Annotated in this window: 14 protein-coding genes; 3 read left to right on the top strand and 11 right to left on the bottom strand. The window is 73.4% G+C overall.

All coding sequences use genetic code 11. The annotated features are described in order from the left end of the window. Nucleotide 1: 1 nt before the first annotated feature. From ACIP5M_RS12180 to ACIP5M_RS12170, 3 genes are all read right to left on the bottom strand, one after another. Complete coding sequence (locus ACIP5M_RS12180; protein WP_401195404.1) at nucleotides 2–1,456, bottom strand: NAD(P)/FAD-dependent oxidoreductase; 1,455 nt, start codon at nucleotides 1,454–1,456, stop codon at nucleotides 2–4. Between the two features lie 71 nt (nucleotides 1,457–1,527). After that, complete coding sequence (locus ACIP5M_RS12175; protein WP_401195402.1) at nucleotides 1,528–2,109, bottom strand: toxin-antitoxin system, toxin component; 582 nt, start codon at nucleotides 2,107–2,109, stop codon at nucleotides 1,528–1,530. Then, nucleotides 2,106–3,095: a hypothetical protein gene (locus tag ACIP5M_RS12170; RefSeq protein ID WP_401195399.1), complete on the bottom strand. Its 990-nt coding sequence runs from the start codon at nucleotides 3,093–3,095 to the stop codon at nucleotides 2,106–2,108. The genes ACIP5M_RS12175 and ACIP5M_RS12170 overlap by 4 nt, the downstream gene beginning before the upstream one ends. Nucleotides 3,096–3,400: 305 nt before the next feature. On the opposite strand from ACIP5M_RS12170, the gene ACIP5M_RS12165 reads away from it, so the two are divergent. Next, the gene (locus ACIP5M_RS12165) at nucleotides 3,401–3,817 is read left to right on the top strand and encodes a hypothetical protein (RefSeq protein ID WP_401195397.1); all 417 of its coding nucleotides are present in this window, start codon (nucleotides 3,401–3,403) and stop codon (nucleotides 3,815–3,817) included. Here ACIP5M_RS12165 and ACIP5M_RS12160 read toward each other — a convergent pair. Together ACIP5M_RS12160 and ACIP5M_RS12155 are read right to left on the bottom strand one after the other, a co-directional pair. After that, nucleotides 3,803–4,597 carry a helix-turn-helix domain-containing protein gene (locus ACIP5M_RS12160; RefSeq protein ID WP_401195394.1) on the bottom strand — a complete coding sequence of 265 codons (795 nt, stop codon included), beginning with the start codon at nucleotides 4,595–4,597 and terminating at the stop codon, nucleotides 3,803–3,805. The two genes, ACIP5M_RS12165 and ACIP5M_RS12160, sit on opposite strands and share 15 nt — an antisense overlap. A gap of 24 nt (nucleotides 4,598–4,621) precedes the next feature. Further along, nucleotides 4,622–6,436, bottom strand: a complete 1,815-nt coding sequence (locus ACIP5M_RS12155) for an FAD-dependent oxidoreductase (protein ID WP_401195391.1) — start codon at nucleotides 6,434–6,436, stop codon at nucleotides 4,622–4,624. A 191-nt stretch (nucleotides 6,437–6,627) separates the two neighbouring features. On the opposite strand from ACIP5M_RS12155, the gene ACIP5M_RS12150 reads away from it, so the two are divergent. Together ACIP5M_RS12150 and ACIP5M_RS12145 are read left to right on the top strand one after the other, a co-directional pair. Beyond that, a complete protein-coding gene (locus ACIP5M_RS12150) occupies nucleotides 6,628–6,933 on the top strand; it encodes a 4a-hydroxytetrahydrobiopterin dehydratase (protein ID WP_401195388.1) in 306 nt (101 codons plus the stop codon). A gap of 29 nt (nucleotides 6,934–6,962) precedes the next feature. Then, a complete protein-coding gene (locus ACIP5M_RS12145; protein WP_401196290.1) occupies nucleotides 6,963–7,709 on the top strand; it encodes a class I SAM-dependent methyltransferase in 747 nt (248 codons plus the stop codon). 45 nt (nucleotides 7,710–7,754) lie between these two features. Here the strand turns inward: ACIP5M_RS12145 and ACIP5M_RS12140 are convergent, their stop codons facing one another. The 6 genes from ACIP5M_RS12140 to ACIP5M_RS12115 all read right to left on the bottom strand — a co-directional run bounded on the left by ACIP5M_RS12140 (nucleotide 7,755) and on the right by ACIP5M_RS12115 (nucleotide 16,098). Next, a complete protein-coding gene (locus ACIP5M_RS12140; RefSeq protein WP_401195385.1) occupies nucleotides 7,755–8,195 on the bottom strand; it encodes an RICIN domain-containing protein in 441 nt (146 codons plus the stop codon). Beyond that, the gene (locus ACIP5M_RS12135) at nucleotides 8,188–9,036 is read right to left on the bottom strand and encodes an aldo/keto reductase (protein ID WP_401195383.1); all 849 of its coding nucleotides are present in this window, start codon (nucleotides 9,034–9,036) and stop codon (nucleotides 8,188–8,190) included. The genes ACIP5M_RS12140 and ACIP5M_RS12135 overlap by 8 nt, the downstream gene beginning before the upstream one ends. Nucleotides 9,037–9,159: 123 nt before the next feature. Further along, nucleotides 9,160–9,939 carry an ABC transporter ATP-binding protein gene (locus ACIP5M_RS12130; protein ID WP_401195381.1) on the bottom strand — a complete coding sequence of 260 codons (780 nt, stop codon included), beginning with the start codon at nucleotides 9,937–9,939 and terminating at the stop codon, nucleotides 9,160–9,162. Further along, nucleotides 9,936–12,893: an ATP-binding cassette domain-containing protein gene (locus ACIP5M_RS12125; RefSeq protein ID WP_401195379.1), complete on the bottom strand. Its 2,958-nt coding sequence runs from the start codon at nucleotides 12,891–12,893 to the stop codon at nucleotides 9,936–9,938. The genes ACIP5M_RS12130 and ACIP5M_RS12125 overlap by 4 nt, the downstream gene beginning before the upstream one ends. Nucleotides 12,894–12,908: 15 nt before the next feature. Continuing rightward, the gene (locus ACIP5M_RS12120; protein WP_401195377.1) at nucleotides 12,909–14,171 is read right to left on the bottom strand and encodes an ABC transporter substrate-binding protein; all 1,263 of its coding nucleotides are present in this window, start codon (nucleotides 14,169–14,171) and stop codon (nucleotides 12,909–12,911) included. A gap of 103 nt (nucleotides 14,172–14,274) precedes the next feature. Further along, on the bottom strand, nucleotides 14,275–16,098 hold the full coding sequence (locus tag ACIP5M_RS12115; protein WP_401195374.1) for an AMP-dependent synthetase/ligase: 1,824 nt from the start codon (nucleotides 16,096–16,098) through the stop codon (nucleotides 14,275–14,277). Nucleotides 16,099–16,192 lie beyond the last annotated feature (94 nt).

Below are 16,192 nucleotides of genomic sequence, written 5' to 3'. Positions count from 1 at the left end.
GTCATCGCACCCGGCCGACGGGGTCGGCCGGGCCCGTCCGGCCGGCGGCCGGGTCCGCCGCGTCCAGCCCGGCCACCGTCCGCTCGGCCGCCGTGAGCGGCGGCGCCTTCAGCGCACCCCGGTCGGACGCGCGCAGTACGTGCCAGACCACCGAGGGGCGCAGCCAGTACGTGGGCGGGTTGCTCATGGTGATGACCTGGAGGAAGGCGGCCGTGAGCGTCTCCCGGGTGGTGGCCCCCGTCATCAGTCGGCTGACGTACGCGTTGAGCAGTCCGGCCCCGGTCCGCGGCCGCATTCCGGTGGCGCCGGGGTAGAGGATGTCCTGCGAGGTGGCGAGCTCCCAGGCGGTGGCCACCTGCGGGGCCAGCGCGCGCTGCGCCTCGCGGCCGAAGCCGGGGTGGGCGAGGCCCTTGGCGCGGAGCAGGGCGCGGACGGCCAGCAGCCCCTGCGCGGCGACGGTCATGCCCTGCCCGTAGAGCGGGTTGAAGGTGGCGACCGAATCGCCGACGGCGAAGAAGCCGTCGGGCAGCTCGGCCTTCTCGAAGTAGACCCGGCGGTTGGCGGTGCCCTGGGTGACGGCGACGTCCGTGAGGGGTTTGCGGCCCTCCAGGAGCTCGCCGACGATCGGGTCCCGCACGCTCTTGGCGAACGGGACGAACGCGTCGGGGTCGCCGGTCGGCTGGCCGCCCCGGGTGCCGGACAGGGTGGCCTGCCACTGGCCGTTCTCGATGGGCACGATGGTGGCCGTCCGCCCGGGTACGGGCACGCGCGGGTCGGACTGCACGTTGACGATGGGGAAGCCCATCTCGTGGGCTCCGGCGGGCGCCTCGAAGATCCGGGTCGCGTAGACCAGGCCGGAGTCGACCTCGGCCTGCCGGATGCCGCTCACGCCGAGCTCCGCCAGCCAGGTCTGGGCGCGGGAGCCGCGCCCGCTCGCGTCGATCACCAGGTCGGCGGAGACCAGCCTGCCCTCCTCCTCGGGGGTGTCCACGCGGACGCCGGTGACGCGCGCCGCCGTGCCCTCCAGGCCGCGGACCCGGCTCTGCTGGAGGGTGGTGACCCCCTCCAGGCCGGTCACCCGGGCGCGGACCACCGAGTCGAGGAGGTCGCGGCTGCAGGAGATGTTGAACTGCTTCTCCCCGAAGCGCGGGATCCAGCCCTGGGCGGTCTTGGTGACCAGGTCGGCGGGCAGGCTGCGGCGGATCGCTCCCGCCGCCGTCCACGCGTCGGTGATGCCCGGCAGGATCTCCTCGATGGCGCGGGCCCCGCCGGACCACATGACGTGCACGTGCCGGGCCTGGGGCAGGCCGCGGCGCGGCGCCGGGCTGTCCGGCAGGGTGTCCGCGTCGATGACGGTGACCGCCGCGTGCTCGGCCAGGACGGCGGCGGCGAGGAGACCGGACATGCTGCCGCCGATGACGACGGCGTGGCGGCGCGGAGGGGAGGACTGGGGCATCGTGTCGTGCTCTCTGTCAGGGCCGTGCGGAGGCATCGGCGCGAAGGGTGCGGCGGTCGGCCGGGCGGCGGTCACCGGGGTGACGCGGGACGCCCCCAGCCGAGCGAGGTGTTGATGCGCTCGATCGCCTCGGGGAACTGCTCTGCCCTGGGTGGAGGCAGGTACGGCTTGAGGAGTTTGCCCAGGTGCAGGCCGAAGATCTCGGCCCTGGTCTCCGCTGGGTCTTCGTGGTCGGCGCGGGCGGCGGCCTGGCGGATCACGGCCCTCAGCCCGGTGTCGGAGTGCAGCAGGCGGGCGAGATCGCTGTTGCCTTCGGCCAGGCGCGCGGCCACCACCATGCCCGGCCCGAGGCTGTGGCAGGTGCCCTCGGCCACGTGCCACAGCTCATGGCAGGCGATGACCAGCTGATGCTCGGGGCGGGTGTGCTTCTCGATGACGAGCAGATCGCGGTCGTCCATCTCCAGCCACAGCCCGCTGGCCGTGCCGGCCGGGAAGGAGGCGAAATGAAAGTCGATCGTCCGGTCGCCGCCGCGCCGGCGGCCGTACGCCGCGCACACACCGCCGATGATCGAGGCGACCTCGGAGGGCGGCGTCAGGCCGACGTCCGCGAGCAGGTCGTCGGCGAGCCTGCGCATCACCCGGGTGGTCCTCATGGCGTTTCTCCCTCACGGCCGAGCTGCCCTTCGCGTGCCAGCAGGTCGTCCAGGTGGTCGGCGAGCGACTTCCAGCCGCGCGGGGAGAGCCTGCCGGCGCGCGTGACGATGCTGCGGACGTCGTGCGCCCGCAGTACGGCCAGCATCGGGTTCTCCTCCTCCCGCTCCGCGGACGCCAGCTCGCGCTCGATTCCGGTGAGGGCGGTGGCGAGCGCCTCGGTGTCGTCGGCCAGCAGGAAGCCGCCCTCGACCCCGTAGAAGCGCTGGATCCCGGCGGCCGCCGCGAGATTGGGCAGGCCTTCGCCCCGGGCGAGCCGGGTCAGCGACTGCCCGGACGCGTCGAAGGACTTGGCGATGGCCGCCAGCGAGTGGGGCTGCCCGTCCTCCCTCAAGCGGGTGCGGCGCAGGTGCTCGAACCGCTGGTGCACCTGCTCCTTCAGGGGCAGCCGGGGCGGCCTGCCGTCGAGAGTGAGCCGGATGGCCTTCGGGGTCATGCCGGTGCGGTACGAGAGGTCCTCCAGGCCGTCCGGCCCGTCCGCGGCGGCACCGGTCGCGGCCGACAGAGCGAGGGCCCGCTCCACCGCGCTCTTGGAGTCGGCCAGCAGGAAACCGGCGTACACCCCGAAGAAGCGTTGCACGCCCGCCGCGTGGCCCAGCCGGGGCAGTCCGGTGCCCGCGTTGAGGGGTCCGAGGGAGGCGCCGGGCGCGCCGAAGTCGTCGGCGATGGCGGCGAGCGGCCACTCCCGCCCGTGCTTGTCGCGACGGGTCTGCCGCAGCAGCAGGAACCGCCGGTGTACGCGCCGCTCCAGCGGAACCTCGGCGGCCGTCCCCTCGACCACCCGCCGCACGCGCCCCGGTTCGACCCCGGACAGGTGGCTCAGCCGCTCCACGGCCAGCACCTCGCCCGCGTCCCGGCCGCACCGCTCCGCCAGTTCCCCGACGCGACGCCAGAGCGCGGCGAGGTCGGTTCGGGCGTCGGCTCGCACCGGCAGGTTCTCCGTAAGTCGACAGGGAGTTCGAGTGAAGAGGGCTGCGTGAAGCCTAGCCCTCCACCCCGCACCGAACCAGGGGAACCCCCACCTTTCCTGCCGTACAGCTCAAAAAAGGTGGGCATGCCCGCGGCCGTGCCGAAGACCGTGGCGGCGGCCGGGACGGCCGGCATGACCCCGGAGGTAATCGACCGCCTCGAGCCCGGTCGGCACAGTGGGGTCATCGGGTTCCGAGGCCGCGCACTCGGCCTCGGAACCCGTACCCCGTCCGTGTGTTCGACCTCGATGGAGGCTGGTTCCCCATGTCCGCAACCCTTCTCGGCACCCTCGCCCGTACCACCGAGCCGCAGACCGTGCTGAGGCGGTTCCTCGCCCTCGACGCCGTCGTGACCGGTTCCAACGGCCTCGCCTACGTGGCCTTCTCCGCGCCGCTCGGGCGGCTGCTGGGGGTCGGGCAGGGGGTGCTGCTGGAGCTCGGCCTCCTGCTCGCCGTGTACGGGTCCGCAGTCGGGCTGCTCGCCTCGCGGCGCCGGCCGTCCGCGTTCGCGGTGAAGGCGGTGGTCGAGACCAACTACGTCTGGGCCGCGCTGAGCCTGGTCTCGCTCTTCGTGTGGTTCTCGCCGACCGTCGCCGGGACGGTGTGGATCCCGGCGCAGGCCCTCACCGTCGCCGGTTTCGCCGTGGCCCAGCAGCTCGCGCTGCGCTCAACCGCTCAGTGAGCGCAGGTACTTCACCGTCGCCGGGTCGGCCGGGAGCATCGTTTCGATGGCCAGCTCTGCGACGGTCACGTCCATCGGCGTGTTGAAGGTGGAGATGGACGACACGAAGGACAGCACGTGCCCGTCGTGTTCGATCACCAGCGGCAGCGCGAAGTACGGCACGGGATCGTCGGGTTCGGCGTCCCCCGGACGGTCCGGAACCGGATACGCGGACACCTCCTCGTACAGCGCGCGCAGCGGCTCGGACCGGGCCAGCGCGATCTGCCGTTCCATCTGGGCCAGCAGGTGCCCCCGCCACTCCTTGAAGTTGCGGATCCTGGGGGCCAGCCCCTCCGGATGCAGGGTGATCCGCATCGCGTTCAGCGGCGGGGCCAGCAGGTGCTCGGGCAGGCCGTCCAGCAGCATGAGGATGCCCCGGTTGGCGGCGATGACGTGGTAGGTGGCGTCCACCACCAGTGCCGGGTAGGGCTCGTAGCCCGACAGCAGCCGCTCCAGGCCCTGCCGCAGCGTTCCCATCGACGGGTCGTCGAGTGGGGTGTGCGCGTACCGCGGGGCGTAACCGGCCGCCAGGAGAAGTGAGTTCCGTTCGCGCATCGGCACATCGAGGTGTTCGGCCAGTTTCAGCACCATCTCCTCGCTCGGCCGGGACCGGCCCGTCTCGATGAAGCTGATGTGCCGGGAGGAGGAATCGGCGCGGCCCGCCAGCTCCAGCTGGCTGATGCCGCGCCGCTCGCGCCAGGTGCGCAGCAGGGCGCCCACGGCCGGGGTGGCAGTCGTCATGGGCGCGACGCTAGCCGAAAGGGGTCATCCCAGGTCGAACACGTTCCGCAGACCGAGACGGTAGCGCCACAGGTCGTGCCGCTTCGCGGACTCGACCTCCGGCGCCCGGTAGAGCGGCCGGATCGTGCACCGGGCCGCCGGTGAACCGTCCCGGTCCAGGAGCGAGTTGACCGCCGCCCGCGCGGAGGCGTTGGCGCCCTCCATCGTCGCCAGGTCGATGTCGACCGCCACGTAGTCCCCGCTGAGGAAGAAGTTGGGGATGCGGGTGCCCGCGCTCGGCCGGTTGTGGAAGGTGCCGGTCGGGTGGATCAGCAGCTCGTCCTCGTTGGTGGGGTGGGGGGTGCCCAGCCCGTCCACGCCGGGGTCCAGGAACCAGGAGTGCAGGGACGAGTCGCTCAGCAGCGTCTTCCCCGTGTCGTTGAGGGAGGCCTTCAGCTGCGCCCACACCTCGCGCGCCACCTCCTCGCGGGTGCACTGCTTGGCCGTCTTCCCGTACAGGATCCCGGGCTTGTCCCACTCCGAGATGTCCACCGACAGGCAGTCGACGGCCGAGCCGTCCCCGTAGTCGGCGGGAAAGTTCCGCGACGGCCAGTGCTCGGCCTGCTGGATCGCCGTCAGCGACCAGGGTGAATCGATGCAGTTGAGGTGGCCGTGCACCAGCGGGGCCCGTTCGGTGAGGTAGAACTGGATCCCGGTCATCCAGTCGGTCTCCAGCGCGTCACAGCGCACCAGCATCGGATCGGCGGCCCGCAGCCCCGCGCTCCAGGTGCGGCGGGCGTGCTCGACCGGCAGGGCCGAGACGTAGTGGTCGGCGGTGATCGTCTGCCGGGCGCCGGCCGGATCGAGGACGACGACCCCGCTCACCCGGCCGTTCCCGTACTGGACCTCCCGTACCGTCCAGCCGATCCTGAACTCCACCCCCAGCGAGCGCAGGTGCGCCTCCCACGGGTCGATCCACGCCTCGTTGGTCGGCAGGTTGAGGATCCGGTCCGGCGGGCCGTCCGCACCCCGGCCCAGCAGGTTGAAGACGAACGCCTCGCCGAGCGTGCCGACCGTACGGGTGGAGGCCTCCTCGGCCTTGGTCGCCACGATGTTGCGGGTGATGCCGACGGCGAGGATGCGCTGGTACTCGCTCGACATCTGCGCGGCGCGGGTGAACTCCCACCACGGGGTCCGCTCCCACACCTCGTTGCGCCGCTCGTCGCAGCTGGTCAGGAAGACGAGCGCCCGGTCGACGAAGTACGCCGTCTCGTGGAGCGGGAGCCGGACCAGCGACTGGAGGATCCCGGTGAGGGCGCGGCGGAGCTCTTCCGGCGTCAGCTCGGCGGGGGAGTGCTCGGGCCACGGGATGGGCCCGCGCAGGTCCTCGCGGCCGCCCGCCCGGGCGAACATCATCTCGCGCGGGGCGACGAGGTTGTCCCACACGCCGTTCGCGTTGCCGGGGAACGGGATGCGCCGCATCGTGTCGGGCAGGTTGTGGTAGATCCCGGGGATGAAGCGGAACCCGTGCTCGGCGGGCAGCGGGCGGCGGCCGCCGCGCGCGCTGCCGGGCACGTCCATGCTGCGGGCCTTGCCGCCGAGCGCCCGGCGCTCGTACACGGTCACGGCGTAGCCCCGCTCGGCGAGTTCGTGCGCCGCGGTCAGGCCGGCCACCCCGCCGCCGAGGACCGCGACACGCCGGCCGTTCCCGGGGGCCGCGCCGCCCGGAGTGCCCGCGGCGGCCGCGGGGGCGGCCGCGGCCCCGGCGGCGGTCAGCGCTCCCGCGGTGGCCGCCGCGCCGGCGCCCGCGATGAACGTACGCCGGGAACTGCCGGTGCCCGGCGCTCCGGTGCGTGTCATTCCGTACCCCCAGATGAGTGGTGAGCGGTGTGGTTACCGTTGGTAACAGCCACGTCCGGCGCAGGAGCATAAGGGGGGCGCGGTGGGCACGGAAGGCCGGACAAGTACCCCGGCGCACTATGGCGCGAAAGGTTCGCTCCGGCGCACTGTGGGAAACTTGACACCACGTCACGGGGAAAAGGAGCCGGTACATGCCGAGTGAGCCGCTGTCGCAGAAGGAGATCGAGGACCGGTTGCGGGAACTGCCCGGCTGGGCCTTCGAGGACGACCGGATCTTCCGTACCTACCGGCTGGCCACGCACGTCGCGGCGAGCGCCCTGGTCGCCCACATCGCCGCCGTCCAGGACGAGTTGAACCACCACTCCGACCTGACCCTCGGCTACGACACCGTCCGGCTGTCGGTCAACAGCCACGACGCCGGAGGCGTGGTGACCGAGCGGGACTTCACCCTCGCCGAACGCGTCGAATCCCTCGCCCCCGCCCACGGCGCGAGCTGATGCCCCCGCACATACGATCCGCCGGACCCCTGATCGACTACGACGCGGAGGCCGAGGCCTACGACGCCACCCGCGGCGGCACCCCGCGCGCCGAGGCCGCCGCCGCGGCGGTCCTCGGCCTGCTCCCGCCCCGCGCGAGCACCCTCCTCGACCTCGGCTGCGGCACGGGCATCGTCACCACCCGGCTGGCCCGTCCCGGGCTGCACGTCATCGGCGCGGACGCCTCCCACGGCATGGCCGCCATGGCCCTGCGGCGCGGGGTCCCTGTGGCCCTCGCCGACGCGACCCGGCTGCCCGTGCGGTCGGGCTCGCTCGACGCCGTGAGCGCGGTGTGGCTGCTGCACCTGCTGCGCGAACCGGGTCTGGTGCCGGCGGTGATCGCCGAGGCCGCCCGGGTGCTGCGGCCCGGCGGGGTCTTCGTCACCACCGTGGACAAGGACTCCGCCCACGACGTCGGCAGCGACATCGACGCCGTCTTCGCCGCGCACCTGACCCCCACCCCCTCGGACGCCTCCGGGGAGGTCGAGGCCCACGCGGCCCGGGCCGGCCTGCGCCCGATCGGCGAGGCCCGCTTCACGGGGCACGGCCAGGGCCGCAGCCCGCGCGGCGCCGCCCGGGCCCTGCTGGCGGGGCGGTACGCCTCGCGGGTCGTCCCGCGCGGCATCACCGCGGCGGAACTGGCGGCCCGGCTGGAGCTGCTGCCCGACCAGGACGTCCCGCGCCCGGAACCGACGTACCGGCTGCGCGGCTTCGTACGGATCCGGGGTGGTGCCTGATCCCGGCGGTGCGGTCCTACTCGTTCCCCGCCCACCCGCCCGGGCTCAGGCCGGTTCCAGGCGCCACCACTGGGACGGGGAGTCGGTGTCCTCGCCCTGCCGCGCCCGGCCCTGCCCGTCGGTCTCCAGCAGCAGGCCGCTGATGCACGCGACCAGCGAGACCACCCCCGGATCGTCCAGGTGCTCCTCGACCAGCCACTCCTGCGCGCCGAAGGCGTTGGCCCGCCACACCTGCACCCGGGCACCACGGTCCAGCGAGGCGTTCGCGACGTCCAGGCGCCGGCCGTTGTCCTCGCTCACCACATGGAAGATCCCGCCGCCGCTGTGGACCGGCGTGATGCGCCAGCGCCGGGCGGCCGCCGGCGCGGGCGGCCCGTCGGGCCCCACCCGTACCCGGGAGGCGCCCTCGAGCTGGAGCACCAGCCCGCTCTCCGCGTTGCGGATCCGGTAGAGCCCTTCGGAAAGGTTCACGCGCGCCTCAGCCATCGAAGCGGGCCGGGTCCGGCCCGATACGGCGGGCCGCCGGGCCCGTGCCCAGGGCGTCCAGGGCCGCCATGTCGGCGGCGTCCAGCTCGAAGTCGAACACGTCCAGGTTCTCCCGGATGCGCGCCGGCGTCACGGACTTCGGGATCGCGACGTTCCCCAGCCGGAGGTGCCAGCGCAGCACCACCTGCGCGGCGCTGCGGCCGTGCCGGGCGGCGATCGCGGTCACTTCGGGGAGCGTCAGCAGCCCCTTGCCCTGGCCCAGCGGGGACCAGGCCTCGGTGACGATCCCGCGCTCGGCGTGTACGGCGCGCAGCTCGGCCTGCGGGAACAGCGGGTGCAGCTCGATCTGGTTGACGGCCGGGACCAGCGGGCTCTCGGCGGCGAGCCGCTCCAGGTCCACCGGACGGAAGTTCGACACGCCGACGGCCCCGGCGCGGCCGCTCGCGGCGATCTCCTCGAAGGTCTGCCAGATGGAGACGAAGTCGTCGCGCATCGGGCGCGGCCAGTGGATCAGGTACAGGTCGACGTGGTCGAGGCCCAGCTTGGCGAGCGAGTTGTCGAAGGCACGCAGCACCTGGTCCCGGCCCCACTTCCGTGAAGGCCCGTTCCACAGCTTGGTGGTGACGAACAGTTCCTCGCGCGCGATCCCCGAGGCGGCGATGCCCTTGCCCGTGCCGCGCTCGTTGCCGTAGGCGGCCGCGGTGTCGATGCTGCGGTAGCCCGCCTCCAGCGCGGTCGCCACGGCCCGCTCGGCCCCCGCGTCCGGAACCTGCCAGACGCCGAAGCCGAGCCGGGGCATGCGGGTGCCGTTGTTGAGCGTGACGGTGGGGACCTGGTTCACGTCTGGTCGTTCCCTCGGATCGTGGTGCGGCGTCGGACGGCGTCGTACGGGGGGCCACAACCGGCCTCCCGCACGAGGTATTCCCGCCCTCGTGCCGTGATCCGTACGCCATCCGAGGCGCCTTCAGGCGGTCCCGAGATACGCCTCCCGCACCAGCGGGTCCGCCCGTACCTGCGCGGCCGTGCCCTCGGCGAGCACCGTTCCGAGGTCGAGGACGACCACCCGCGTGCAGAGGTCCATCACGAAGGCCACGTTGTGCTCCACCAGCAGCACCGCGCAGCCCTCCTCCTCGGCCAGCCGCCGGACCACCGTGGCGAGCTGCGCGCGCTCCGGCGCCGACATGCCGGACGCCGGCTCGTCCAGCAGCAGCACCCGCGGCGGATCGGCCACCGCGCGGGCCAGCTCCACCATGCGGCCCTGGCCGACGGGCAGCCCTCCCGCGTACGCCGTCCCCAGCGCGCCGATCCCGCAGTCGGCCAGCACCCGCTCGCCGCGCTCCCGGCGCGCCCGCTCCCGGGACCGCCGCGCCGGGAAGGCGAGCAGGTCGGCGGCGAGCCCGCCCCCGCCGCCCCGCCACTCCTGCGCCACCAGCACGTTGTCGGCGACGCTCAGCTGGCCGAACAACTGCTGTCGCTGGAAGGTCCGGCGCATCCCGTGCCGGGCCCGCCAGACGGGGGAGCGGCGGGTGATGTCCGCCCCGTCGAGCATCAGCCGGCCCCGGTCGGGGCGGCGGATCCCGGACAGGACGTCGAACAGCGTGGTCTTCCCGGCGCCGTTCGGCCCGATCAGACCGCACACCTCGCCCGCCCGGATCCCCAGGTCCACCCCGGTGAGCGCCCGGACCCCGCCGAACCGGACGCTGATGCCGCTCGCCCGGAGCACGTATCCCTCGCCGTCGCTCATGTCGCCATGCCCAGGTAGGCCTCGGTGAGCCGGTCCGCCTCCACCTCGGCCCGCGGGCCGCACCAGGAGACCCGGCCCTGGGAGAGGTACGCGACGGTGTCGGCGATCCCGAGGATCTCCGCCGCCTTCTCCTCCACCAGCAGCAGCGCGGTGCCGGCGTCGCGGAGTTCGGTGAGCAGCGCGTACACCTCCTCCACGACGCGCGGGGCGAGCCCGAGCGAGGGCTCGTCGGCGATCAGCACCTCGGGCGGCCGCTGCAGCAGAGGGGCCAGCGCCAGCATCTGCTGCTCCCCGCCGGACAGCGCCCCGGCGGCCACGCGGCGCCGCTCGCCCAGCCGGGGGAAGCGGTCGTAGACGGCGGCCCGGGCGTCGGGCTCCCGGAGGTACAGCGCCAGGTTCTCCTCGATGGTGAGCGCCGGGAAGATCCCCCGCCCTTCGGGGGCGAGCAGCACCCCGGCCCGCGACCGGCGCACGGGCCCGTCCCGGGTGGCGTCGCGGCCGCGTATCCGTACCTCGCCGCCCGTGGCGGGCAGCAGCCCGGCCGCCACCCGGCACGCGGTGCTCTTCCCGGCCCCGTTCGGCCCGAGCACGGCCAGGATCTCCCCCTTCCGGACGGCGAGGTTCACCCCGTGCAGGACGAGTCCCCCGTCGTACCCGGCCGTGATGCCGCGCAGCTCCAGGGCAGTCTCGGCGGGGCCGGCCCCTGCCGGGTCGGGACGTGCGGCGGGGCCGGTCCCTGCGGGGCTTTCCCCCACCCCGCCCCTTCCCGAAACCGGGGGCTCCGCCCCCGGCCCCCCGTCCCGGGGCTCCGCCCCGGACCCCGCGGGGGCTCCGCCCCCGGACCCCCGCGCCTCAAACGCCGGCGAGGCTGAGAGATGCCGCGCAGCGGCATCTTCAGCCCGCCCGGCGTTTGAGGGCACGGGCGCGCAGCGCACGTACGGGGTCCGGGGCGGAGCCCCGGTTTCGGGAAGGGGCGGGGTGGGGGAGAGCCCCGCAGGGCCGGCCCCGGCCCCGGGCCCGGTCAGGGCCCCGGGCCCGGTCAGGGCCCCGGCGCGCCGCCGAGCCCACCGCACCGGCACAGCCGCGCAGTATCCGTCGGGATCATTGGCGAGAGCCAACCCCGCCAGCCCGAACAGAATCACCGGCAGGTGCGCGGACGCCGTCACGTAATCCGACAGCAGCCGCGGCGCGACGGCGAACACCAGCCCCGCCACCACCGCGTACGCGGGCCGCCGCACCCCCGCCGCCACGACCACGGCCAGCCACACCAGCCCCGTCATCGCGGTGAAGTCCGTCGCCGTGATCCGGGTGTTGAACGACGCGTACATCACGCCCCCGAACCCGGCCAGCCCCGCCGACAGCGTGAACAGCAGCAGCTTCGTCCGTAGTACGGACACCCCCGACGCCATCGCCGCCGCCGGCGCCGACCGTACGGCCAGCATCGCCCGCCCCGACGGGGAGTTCCGCAGCGCGCTCAGCCCGGCGGCGCACAGGGCGACCAGGACCACCAGCGCCACCCCCAGTGCCCGGTCGTCGGACAGGTCCACCGGCCCGAAGACCGGCCGCGGGATCGACCACCCCGAGTCGCCGTTCCGCAGCCAGCGCATCTGGAAGAGCACCTGGTCGGCCAGGAACGCCAGTGCCAGCGTGGCCAGGGCCAGGGACCGGCCGCCCAGCCGCAGCGCCGGCAGCGCGACCAGCGCCCCCAGCACGGCCGCCGCGCACGTCCCGACCGCCAGCGCGGCCACGAACGGCCAGCCCCGGCTCATCAGCAGCCCGGCCACCAGCGCGGCCCCGGTCACGAAGGTGCCCTGGGCCAGCGAGACCATCGCCCCCAGTCCCGTCACCACGGTGAAGGACATGAACACGAGCGAGATGGCCAGGCCCTGCGCCAGCAGCCCGCTCCAGAAGGGGGTGGTCACCGTGTAGAGCGCGACGCACAGTGCCGCCGCGCCGACCGCCCACACCGCCCACCGTCGTGCCCACGAAGCCCCGGCCAGATGGTCCACCGGCGGGGTGTCCACCGCCGCGATCCCCGCCGTCCGGGCCCGCCGCGTCAGCACCAGCAGGCCGCCGAACAGGATCAGGAACGGCACCGCCGTACGGAACCCCGTGATGCCTTCGGCGAAGGAGGCGTACCCGGCGACCAGGTTCTGCAGCACCCCGAGCCCGAGGCCGCCCGCGAAGGCGAGCGGCACCGACGCGAACCGCCCGATGACCGCCGCCGTCGCCGACACGAACAGGAAGAGGGTGAAATCGTGCGCGGACAGCCCCAGCAGCGGGGTCGCGAGCACGCCCGCCAGCCCGGCCAGCCCCGAGGCGATCATCCAGGCCACCGACGACAACCGGTCCGCGCTGATCCCGCGCAGCTCGGTCAGCGAGCGGTTGTCGACGGCCGCCCGCAGCCGCAGCCCGAGCCGTGTGTGCCGCATCAGCACCCACAGGGCCACCGCCACCACCGCCGTCGCCACCCATGTGATCAGCTGGTCGGAGTCGATGCCGACGCCCTCCGCGAGCTGCCAGGACCGCGCGGGACTCGGCCCCACCCCCGGCAGCCCGAACTGGTTCTCCGCGGGCTTGACGGGTGCGCCCGCCTCCGCCAGCAGCTCCACCGCCCACAGCCCGGCGGCGGGCAGCGCCACCAGCAGCCCGATGGTCGCCACGATCTGCGCCGTCTCGCCGACCTTGGCGAGACGGCGGAACATCAGCCGGTCCAGCCCCCAGCCGAGCCCGGGCGCCAGGACGCACACCACCAGCAGCGCCGCCGGGACGGCCGGCCAGCCGAGGCCCGAGTGCAGCTCGTAGAAGGTGAGCGCGCACAGGTAGGCGGTGGCCCCGTGCGCGAAGTTGAACAGCCCGGACGCCGAGTACGACAGCACCAGCCCGGTGGCGAGCAGTGCGTACAGGGCCCCGGAGACCAGACCGCTCAGCACGAAGACGAGCAGATCCCCCATCCCGTCACCCCACCCCTACTTGAAGGGGATGGGCTCGTAGCACGTGAACGGGACGGAGACCCCGTACGCGCCGTCCTTCAGCTGGACGAGCGCCCCGCAGCCGAAGCTGTCCTTCTGCCCCTTGGGCTCCGCACGGTCGCCGACGAGCGTGGCGGTGTCGGAGAAGCTCTGCGCGGCGGCCTGGAAGGACTCGACGGTCAGGTCCTTGCCGGCCTTCTGCGCGATGGACACGAACAGGTCGGCGGACATGTACCCGGTCATCATGTGCATGTTGAGCGGCACGTCCTGACCCCCGGCCGCCGCCTTGATGTCGGCCTTGAACTGGGCCATCTTCGGGTTGTCCGACTCGAACGGCTCGAACTGGAGCAGCACGTGCACCCCGTCGAGCGCCTGCTTGGTGGCGTCCTTGGCGAGCAGCCCGGGGTCGTAGTCGGTGGGGTCGGAGAGCAGCCCCTTGTAGCCGCTGCGCTTGAGCGCGGTGAACAGTCCGATGTTGTTCGGGGTCTGCATGACGGAGACGACGGCGTCCGGGGCCTTGCCGCCGTTGCTCTCCAGGATGTCCTTCACGTACGCGGACCAGTCGCTCGGCACGGCGGTGCCGGGCACGGAGGCCTTGGCGTAGGAGACCGTGAAACCGGCGCTGGTGAAGCCCTGCTGGAAGGTGCGGATGCCGAACTTCCCGGCGTCGCTGTCGTTCGCGATGATCGCGACCGACTTGCCCTGCGCCCCGCCGAGCACCTTGCCGATGCCCTCGGGCCAGGTCTGGTTGAGGGTGCCGCCGGGGGTGGGGACCAGGCAGCCGTTGAAGCCGTAGATGTACTTGGGCCCGCAGAAGGAGGGGAGCGTGCCCCAGCCGAAGGTGGGCACCTTCTCCTGCTCGAGGAAGTCGGCGCCCGAGAAGGTCACCGAGCTCATGGGAGAGACCGCGAAGACCTTGTCCTGCTGGACGAGTTTGCGGGCGGCCGCCATGTTCTTCGCCGGGTCCTGGCCGTCGTCCTCCGCGCCGAGGTAGTCGATCCTGCGACCGTGGATGCCTCCCTCGGCGTTGGCTCTGAGGTACCGGGCCTTGGCGCCGAGGTCGGTGTCCTTCTTGCTGTAGCCGCTGGCGCTCGTCATCGAGACGATGCCGCCGACCTTGATGGAGTCGGCGGTCACCCCGCGCGAGTCGCCGGCCCCGCCGGGCTTGCCCGGGGCCGTGTGGTCGGAGGCCGAGTTGCAGGCGGAGACGAGCGCGAGGGCCGCCGCCGCGGCGGCCAGGGTGCGGATCGGTCGCAACATGTCGGGGATCCCCTCCGGTCGGAATCCCCGCATTCTGTGCGTGACCTGACGGATCGTCAATATCAACGGCGGCGTGAAGTGACGGATCGTCAGTTGATGGCTGTCAGGACTCGTACAGGGCCGCGACCTCCCTGGCGTACGCCTTCTCGATAGCCCGGCGCTTGAGCTTCAGCGAGGGCGTCAGCAGCCCCCGCTCCTCCGTGAACTGCTCGGCGAGCACCCGGAAGGTGCGGATCGCCTCCGCCTGGGAGACCAGGGTGTTCGCGGCCACCACCGCCCGGCGGACCTCCGCCGTCAGGTCCGGGTCGTGCACCAGCCGCGCCGCCGGCAGCTGCGGCCGGCCGCGCATCGACAGCCAGTGGGCGATCCCCTCCATGTCCAGGGTGAGCAGGGCCGCTATGTACGGCCGGTCGTTGCCCACCAGCACGCACTGCGACACCAGCGGATGCGAGCGCACCCGCTCCTCCAGCGCGGTCGGCGCGACGCTCTTGCCGTTGGAGGTCACCAGGATCTCCTTCTTCCGGCCGGTGATGGTGAGGTAGCCGTCCTCGTCCAGCCGCCCCAGGTCCCCGGTCGCCAGCCAGCCGCCGCGCAGCACCGCCTCCGTGGCGCGCGGGTCGTTGAGGTAGCCCGAGAAGACGTGGCCGCCGTGCAGCCAGACCTCACCGTCCTCCGCGATGTGCACGGTGCCACCCGGGATCGGCGGGCCGACGGTGCCGTACTTCGTCGCGCCCGGAGGATTGGCGGTGGCCGCCGCGCACGACTCCGTCAGCCCGTACCCCTCGAAGATCGTGATCCCGGCGCCGTCGAAGAACAGCCCGAGGCGGCGTGACATCGCGGACCCGCCGGACATGGCGTACCGCACCCGGCCGCCCATGGCCTCGCGGACCTTCCCGTAGACGAGCTTCTCGTAGAGCTGGTGCTCCATCCGCAGCCCCGCCGAAGGTCCCGGCCCGGTGCCGAAGGCCTTTTGCTCGCGCGCCTCCGCGTACCGTACGGCCGCCTCCACCGCCCGGTCGAAGGGGCCCGTACGCCCCTGTGCCTCGGCCTTGCGGCGGGCGGCGGCGAAGACCTTCTCGAAGACGTACGGCACCCCGAGCACGAACGTCGGCCGGAACGCGGCGAGGTCCGGCAGCAACTCGGCCGCCGCGAGGACGGGCTGGTGCCCCAGCTTGACCCGCGCCCGGACGGCGGCCACCTCCACCATCCGCCCGAACACGTGCGCCAGCGGCAGGAAGAGCAGGGTCGACGGCTGCTCGCCCGGACCGGCCTGGAAGACCGACTCCCAGCGGCTCACCATGGTGTCGGCCTCGAACATGAAATTGGCGTGGGTGAGCACGCAGCCCTTGGGCCGGCCGGTGGTGCCGGAGGTGTAGATGACGGTGGCGGTCGCATCGGGGGTCACGGCCCCGCGATGGCGGTGCACGACGTCCTCGGCGACGCCGAGCCCGTCGGCGACGAGCCCGTCCACGGCGCCGGCATCGAGCTGCCACAGCAGGCGCAGGTGGGGGAGCCGGTCGATGACCGAGCCCACCGTCATGGCCTGGTCCTCGTTCTCGACGACGCAGGCCGTGCAATCGGAGTCGTACAGGATCCAGTGCACCTGATCGGCGGAGGAGGTCGGATAGACGGGGACCGGCTGGGCGCCGATCGCCCACAGGGCGAAGTCGAAGAGGGTCCACTCGTACCGGGTGCGGGACATGACGGCGACCCGGTCCCCGAACCGCACCCCCTGGGCGAGCAGCCCCTTGGCGAGCGCGAGCACCTCGGCGGCCAGCTGCCCGGACGTCACGTCCCGCCAGACCCCGTCGGTCTTCCGGCCGAGAACCACCCGGCCCGGATCCTCCTCGGCGTGCCGGAACACGACGTCGGCCAGCCCGCCGACGGGCAGGCCCGTGACGACGGGTGGGACGGTGATCTCGCGCAAGGCCCCGCTCCTCTCCGCGCGCCGCGGTGAACGTACCGCTCAGTCTGGCGGAGGTTGATCACCCTGCGAATACCTCCACAAGACCTCCCCAGTG

The sequence above is a fragment of the Streptomyces sp. NPDC088762 genome, assembly GCF_044750905.1.
GTDB lineage: Bacteria > Actinomycetota > Actinomycetes > Streptomycetales > Streptomycetaceae > Streptomyces.
Note: the sequence above shows the minus strand (reverse complement) of the source record. Positions and strands in the feature narration are given on the sequence as shown.